The sequence below is a fragment of the Nostoc sp. genome, assembly GCF_036919555.1.
Taxonomy (GTDB): domain Bacteria; phylum Cyanobacteriota; class Cyanobacteriia; order Cyanobacteriales; family Nostocaceae; genus Nostoc.
In genome coordinates this window covers 1-6,459 of sequence record NZ_JBALCS010000062.1, presented here as the reverse complement: position 1 = coordinate 6,459, position 6,459 = coordinate 1, and the positions used below count along the sequence as shown (strand labels likewise).

Sequence of the window (6,459 nt, the reverse complement as noted above, 5' to 3'; positions counted from 1 at the left end):
CAAGCTAAGAACATCGGAAGCTGGGTGCGATGAAAGTCGCACGCCCAGATTTAACTGAGAGGTGCGGGGAATAATATCCCCCATCGACTCAACCAAAAGATTGGAGTATATTGCTGAATCTAAAGCATTAAAGAATAAAAACAAAACCCAACCGCAAAAGAGGCAAAAATGAACATGGGCAAATAGTGGAAAATGCCAAACAGCAATACTGCCAAGACCGTGACTCCAGGGAAACTATCTTTGAGTTTAAACGCCGCACCTTAGTACATTTTGCCGTTGATACTGAAGAAGTATGGATGACAACACGCCTAGCCGAAGAAGCTACCCATTTTTTGCCCTTTAACAAAGGATACGATGGCGGGGCAGGCAATCCACCAGACAGAGAAGGGCGTAATTACCGCACAGCTTACCTGTGGGAAGAAGTCTTGCAACGGGACAGTTTACTTGACCTTCTAGCCCGATTTTTACATCTCCAAACAGAAGAAAAGCGAGACGATGATGGACGCAGGTTTAAAAAAGAAACCATGATATTTCCCCGCTATCATCAACTTCAGGCTGTGCGATTACTGGTAGATGCGGCAAGAAGTGAAGGTGTAGGACAAAACTATTTAATTGAACATTCGGCAGGTAGTGGCAAAAGTAACACCATTGCTTGGCTTACTCATCGCCTTGCCTCCTTATACAATGAGCAAAACCGTCGCGTTTTTGATAGTGTAATTGTAATTAGCGATCGCCGCGTACTTGACCAGCAGTTACAAGACGCAATTTATCAATTTGAGCATCGTCATGGCGTTGTCGAGAAAATCGACGATAACTCCCGGCAGTTGGCACAAGCGCTGGAAAGTGCTGTTCCCATCATCATCACCACTTTACAAAAATTTCCCTTTGTGACTCGCCAGTTAATCAAACTAGCAGAGGAACGTAACGAACAGAGTAATGGTGTCCTGCCTACCCGTCGCTTTGCCGTTATCATTGATGAAGCACACAGTTCCCAATCAGGCGAAACAGTTACCGAGTTAAAAAATGTACTTAGTGGCGAAGCATTGCAAGCTGAAGCACGTAAACGCGCTCAGGAAGAAGGACTAGAACATTTAGAAGAACTTTTCCGCAGTCTAGTCAAACGTTCCCATCAGTCAAACCTGAGTTTTTTCGCTTTTACCGCCACACCAAAACACCAAACTCTGAAAATCTTTGGTCGTCAAGGAGAAGCTTTTCATCACTACATCATGCGTCAAGCAATAGAAGAAGGCTTTATCATAGATGTCCTGCGTAATTACACAACCTATAAAGTCTACTTCAACCTCAACAAAGCCAGTAAAAACGACCCTAACGTAGAACGCAAAAACGCTGCCCGTTCCCTGGCTCGTTTCATGCGTCTACACCCCCATAATATTGCCCAAAAGACAGAAGTAATAGTGGAACACTTCAACACCTTTACCCGGCATAAAATCGGTGGTCGAGCTAAAGCAATGGTAATAACTAGCTCTCGCATAGATGCAGTGCGCTACAAACAGAGTTTTGACAAATACATTAAAGAAAAAGGTTACTCGATCAAAACGCTGGTTGCCTTTTCAGGTGTAGTCACAGACGACAAGATTAAAGATAAAACTTACACTGAAGAGGAGATGAATAAAGGCATTCGGGAGAAAGAATTACCAGAAAGATTTGCTACCAGCGAGTATCAGGTTTTACTTGTAGCTGAAAAATATCAAACAGGCTTTGACCAACCCTTGCTACACACCATTTATATTGACAGGCGATTAGCGGGTATTCAAGCAGTACAGACCCTTTCTCGCCTCAACCGCACTCACCCACTCAAAGAAGATACATTTGTCTTAGACTTTATTAACGATAGGGAAGAAATTCGCCAAGCATTCCAGCAGTTCTATGAAGGCGCTGAATTAGGAGTAGAAGCAGACCCTCAACAACTGTACCAACTCCAGAGCGAACTTGATGCTTTAGGAATATATCTGCATGAAGAAATTGAACGATTTTGCGAAATTTACTTTAAACCGAAACAACGTCAAAGTCCGGCTGACCATCAAGCGATGAATGCAGCGCTTGACCCAGCCGTTGACCGCTTCTGCGTTTTGCATAACGATCAATCAGAAGCAGCTAAAATTTGGCGCAAAAAGCTGACAGCCTTTCGTAACCTTTACGCTTTCTTGAGCCAGATAATTCCCTACCAAGACTCTGATTTAGAACGCCTCTACATTTTTTTGCGTCACCTATCATCCAAATTGCCACGCCACCCGAATGGAGTACAGTATGATTTTGATAGCGAAATCCAGCTAGAATATTACCGCCTCCAGAAAATAAGTGAAGGCTCAATAGAGTTAAGCAAAGGTAATGCCCGTCCACTAGATGGGCCAAAGGATGTCGGCACAAGCATTGTCCGTGGAGATACAGTCAAACTATCACAGCTAATCGACATTATCAACAATCGTTTTGGTACTGATTTTAACCAAGCCGATCAATTATTTTTTGATCAGCTTGTGGAAACTGCTGCCAATTACGAAGAGTTACAACAGGCAGCACGGGTAAACTCTGCTGACAAATTCGCCTTGCTTTTCAATCAAATGTTAGATTCTCTGTTTGTTGAGCGAGTAGATCAAAACGAGGCAATTTTTGCACGTTACATGAATGACCGTGATTTTCAGAAGATGGTGTCAGATTGGCTAGTTTCAGAAGTATATCAGCGTCTCACTAGCAACTAAAAATCTCCGTATGACAATACAGTGATCCACTATTTTTTTAGGATACAACGAGTTTGAAAATACGCTCTAGACAATCTGTTGGGCTAATAAAAAATTCTCAGCGATGAATGTTAAATGGAATATGATTGCCTTAATCATTTGCCATTTGGCAAGGGAAAACTTTTAATATTATCAATACCTTTACCAAAATAAGAGCCTACAACAATTTTGGCAAAAACTGGCAAAATTCCGCATACATAAGCATTTAGCGTACAAGGTGGCTTGGACTGCCAGAACCTTTATACTGCGGGCAATACGTTCAAAAAACGTATCCGCTCAATAAATCGGGGCGGATTACCAGTTCGGGAACGATTTTACATCATTTGAGGCTTGTCACTGAGCGATTTACCCCGGCAAAAAATAAACTACTTTTTGGTAAATTTGTCAAGTCTAAAAAATTGGAAGCATAATATTTCCGAGGTGCATTGGAAGTATAAGCTTTCGGTGACGGAAAAGTTATGCTTCCAGTGACATCACTCTATTTAACGAGAGTAAGGGTTATTGAAGGTTTCCCAAGCGGCAATAGCCGCCTTTTGCAGGCGAAAGCTGAAGTCTACTACATCTTTCATCATTAAGTGCCAGTTTCTCTCGGCTTCGTCCTGAATTATCGCCCACGAGTCTTCTAAGCGATCGCGTTCCATCAGTTTCCTTCCTTCAATTAATTCCCGTGCTTGACGCACAGCTTTCAAATAGGTTTCACGCGTCAGAGTACTCGCCGAATCAGCTTGAGTGCGTCTTTTTAGTGCCTCAATCAGCGCTTTGATTTCACGCTTCACTTCATCACTTTCGCCAGCCATTTCGGTTTCTATTAATTCGTCGGTTTGAGAACTAATTCCTACAATTACTATGGATTTGGTAGATTCAATTCCTGTGGGTTTAAAGGATTCAATGTTGTTAGCAGTCATAGTTAAAATATCCTTAATTGCAAAGCTTACTCTGGGATAAAAACTGCACCCTATACTGATAATCAGTAGTCATTGTTAATTTCACAAATGACAAATGACAAATTAATAAGCTTTTGTTGGCAGTTGTTGCTCTAATTTAAGCAATGCTGCAACTCGCACTTCTGTAGCAGGGTGACTAGAGAACAAATTACCCAGAAACTGTCCAGAGATGGAATTGATAATTAATAACGGCTCATAAGCTGGATTAGCATTTAAAGGCATCTGCTTTGCTGAGGCTTCTAAGCGTTGTAATGCCCTGGCTAACGCACGGGGATTACCAGTTAATCTAGCAGAACCCGCATCAGCCGAGAATTCTCGTGTACGCGAAATTGCTAGCTGAATAATCGTTGCAGCCACAGGTGCAAGCATTACTGTTAACAAAACTCCCAAAGGATTTGCGCCTCTGTTGTCATCTCGTGAACCACCGCCAAACCATAAGCTGTAACTGACAATTTGCGCTAGGAATGAGATAGCACCAGCAACAGTAGCAGCAACCGCTTGTGTGAGGGTGTCACGATTAATAATGTGGGTGAGTTCGTGGGCGATAACGCCTTCGAGTTCGTCCTCTGGCAATATATTCAAAATACCTTCGGTGACAGCCACAGCAGCGTGTTCGGGATCGCGCCCTGTAGCGAAAGCGTTAGCACCTTGGCTTGGGACAATGTAAACTTTGGGCATGGGAATATGAGCGCGATCGCTCAATCTCTGCACCATCCGATAAAGTCCTGGTGCTTCCCTTTCACTCACAGGCTGGGCGCGGTATACTGCCAGCGCAATCTTATCTGATTGATACCACGAAAACACGTTTGTTATTGCTGCCAAGCCAATTCCGATTATCAACCCACTAGAACCGCCAATTATCCAGTAACTAATTGCGATCAAAAGACCACTTAGCGCCGCTAGCAAAGCAGCCGTTTTCAATTGATTTGTCATATTTTTGCTCTCCTGCTAATGCTGTATAAATTTTATAGAAACCAGCATTAATTAAGCCACACTTCGATTGTATCCAGATAAACTTAGATATATGGTACAGAAAACCTATCAGATAAGTACGGTTTTCCTACTTAACTCTTCTAAATACTAATTTAGTTTTTTTTGCTCCGTTGTCTATTGGTAATAAAATAGATATCAAAAACGCATCTATCTATAGTAATAAGTTGTTGATATAGGCAGGAATTACAAGTACGATGTCTACGCCATTAATTTAGATCTGGTTACTTATAGAGGTTCTGAGTTTATCCCTTGTACTTCATACGCCTGTTTAGTAAATAGCTGAAAATCTAGTTAACACGCCTTCAAAACTTCAGATGTACGCCTCTAGTACAACACGGCGTAAATAAACCACCCATTCCGAATCAATAACACACTTACGCTGTATACCTGTTTGAATTTTGAATTTTGAATTTCAAATTCCGCCTTGCGGTACTAACAATGTAGATGTAGTAGATATTTCGTGAAATACTATAATTGCATTCAGCTAAACAGGGAATATGCAACTACAAAAGAAATTTTTTCAGAAAATTCCTCGCACTGTTTGGGTATTGAGGTTTGTTAGTCTGCTCACAGATATTAACTCAGAGATGATTTATATCATGTCCGCTTGATTGCTTATTAAACCCGAAGAACCCCACCCTTTAATCCTCTGGGATTAAGGGGTGGGGTGCAATAAGTGTGGGAATCGTAACTAATTATGCGGACATGATATTATTCTGTGTTGCCCTTGTTTAAAGACCTATGGCTATCGAGAGCGGGATAAGGTTAAACGGCAAGCATTCATAGAACAGTTGACAACCCAAGCAGATGAAACGATTGTTTATGTCGATGAAGCAGGTATGGACAATCGAGAAGATTACGGTTATGGCTGGAATGAGAAAGGACAACGGTTTCACGCGCTCAAGTCAGGGCGGCGGCAAGGTCGAGTGAATATGATTGCGGCCTTGCGTAACCATCAACTGATAGCTGCTTTTACCTGCGTTGGTTCTTGCAACCGGATTGTGTTTGAGATTTGGTTAGAAGGAGAGCTTAATTCCTCTGCTGGAACCAGGACAGGTGGTAGTAATCGATAATGCCACGTTCCATAAAGGCGGTCATATTGAGCAACTGATTCAGCAAGCAGGTTGTAAACTGCTGTACTTACCCCCAAATTCACCGGTTCTCAACAAGATTGAGCAATGCTGGTCTTGGCTCAAAAGTCGCATTCGCAAGCAACTTGACCAATGTGAGTGTCTACCGGATGCGATGGAGCATATTTTATCTCTAGCGTCCTAACCGCCACGGCGGTTGCTATACCCCTCTTCTGTCACTCTCCGAAAACTTTTGCAATTTCCGAATTCTAGAGCTTTTGTATAGCAGGCGATCGCGCGATTCTTTTCTAATAACAAATACAAGACCAATTTTTTTCTAATAGTATAGCTTGTATTGGTTGCCTCATGAGGCTTCTAGCGATCGCCCTCCCGGAAAGTGACAGAAGAGGAATACCCCTCTTCTGTCACTCTCCGAAAACTTTTGCCATTTCTGAATTCTAGAGCTTTTGTATATGAAGCGATCGCGCGATTATTTTCTAATAACAAATACAAGACCAATTTTTTTCTAATAGTATAGCTTGTATTGATTGCCTCATGAGGCTTCTAGCGATCGCCCTCCCGGAAAGTGACAGAAGAGGAATACCCCTCTTCTGTCACTCTCCGAAAACTTTTGCCATTTCTGAATTCTAGAGCTTTTGTATATGAAGCGATCGCGCGATTATTTTCTAATAACAA

General features: G+C 42.2%; 4 protein-coding genes and 1 pseudogene. 2 read left to right on the top strand and 3 right to left on the bottom strand.

Annotated features, from left to right (window positions below; genetic code table 11):
- Positions 1-185: 185 nt before the first annotated feature.
- Entirely contained in the window at positions 186-2,717 is a 2,532-nt protein-coding gene (locus tag V7K36_RS18040) for a type I restriction endonuclease subunit R (protein WP_335117936.1), read from the top strand.
- 521 nt (positions 2,718-3,238) lie between these two features.
- Here the strand turns inward: V7K36_RS18040 and V7K36_RS18035 are convergent.
- Complete coding sequence (locus tag V7K36_RS18035; RefSeq protein ID WP_335117934.1) at positions 3,239-3,661, bottom strand: hypothetical protein; 423 nt, start codon at positions 3,659-3,661, stop codon at positions 3,239-3,241.
- 102 nt (positions 3,662-3,763) lie between these two features.
- Positions 3,764-4,633: a zinc metalloprotease HtpX gene (locus V7K36_RS18030; RefSeq protein WP_335117932.1), complete on the bottom strand. Its 870-nt coding sequence runs from the start codon at positions 4,631-4,633 to the stop codon at positions 3,764-3,766.
- Between the two features lie 794 nt (positions 4,634-5,427).
- Here V7K36_RS18030 and V7K36_RS18025 point away from each other — a divergent pair.
- Positions 5,428-5,968 (top strand): annotated as a pseudogene (locus V7K36_RS18025) (IS630 family transposase); the annotation flags it as partial.
- Between the two features lie 170 nt (positions 5,969-6,138).
- Here the strand turns inward: V7K36_RS18025 and V7K36_RS18020 are convergent.
- Positions 6,139-6,276: a hypothetical protein gene (locus tag V7K36_RS18020; protein WP_335117931.1), complete on the bottom strand. Its 138-nt coding sequence runs from the start codon at positions 6,274-6,276 to the stop codon at positions 6,139-6,141.
- Positions 6,277-6,459: the final 183 nt, after the last annotated feature.

What these genes read in the sequence shown, in the direction of transcription:
- V7K36_RS18030 (WP_335117932.1), bottom strand. Translation starts at nt 4,633, where the DNA reads ATGACAAATCAATTGAAAACGGCTGCTTTGCTAGCGGCGCTAAGTGGT.
- V7K36_RS18035 (WP_335117934.1), bottom strand. Translation starts at nt 3,661, where the DNA reads ATGACTGCTAACAACATTGAATCCTTTAAACCCACAGGAATTGAATCT.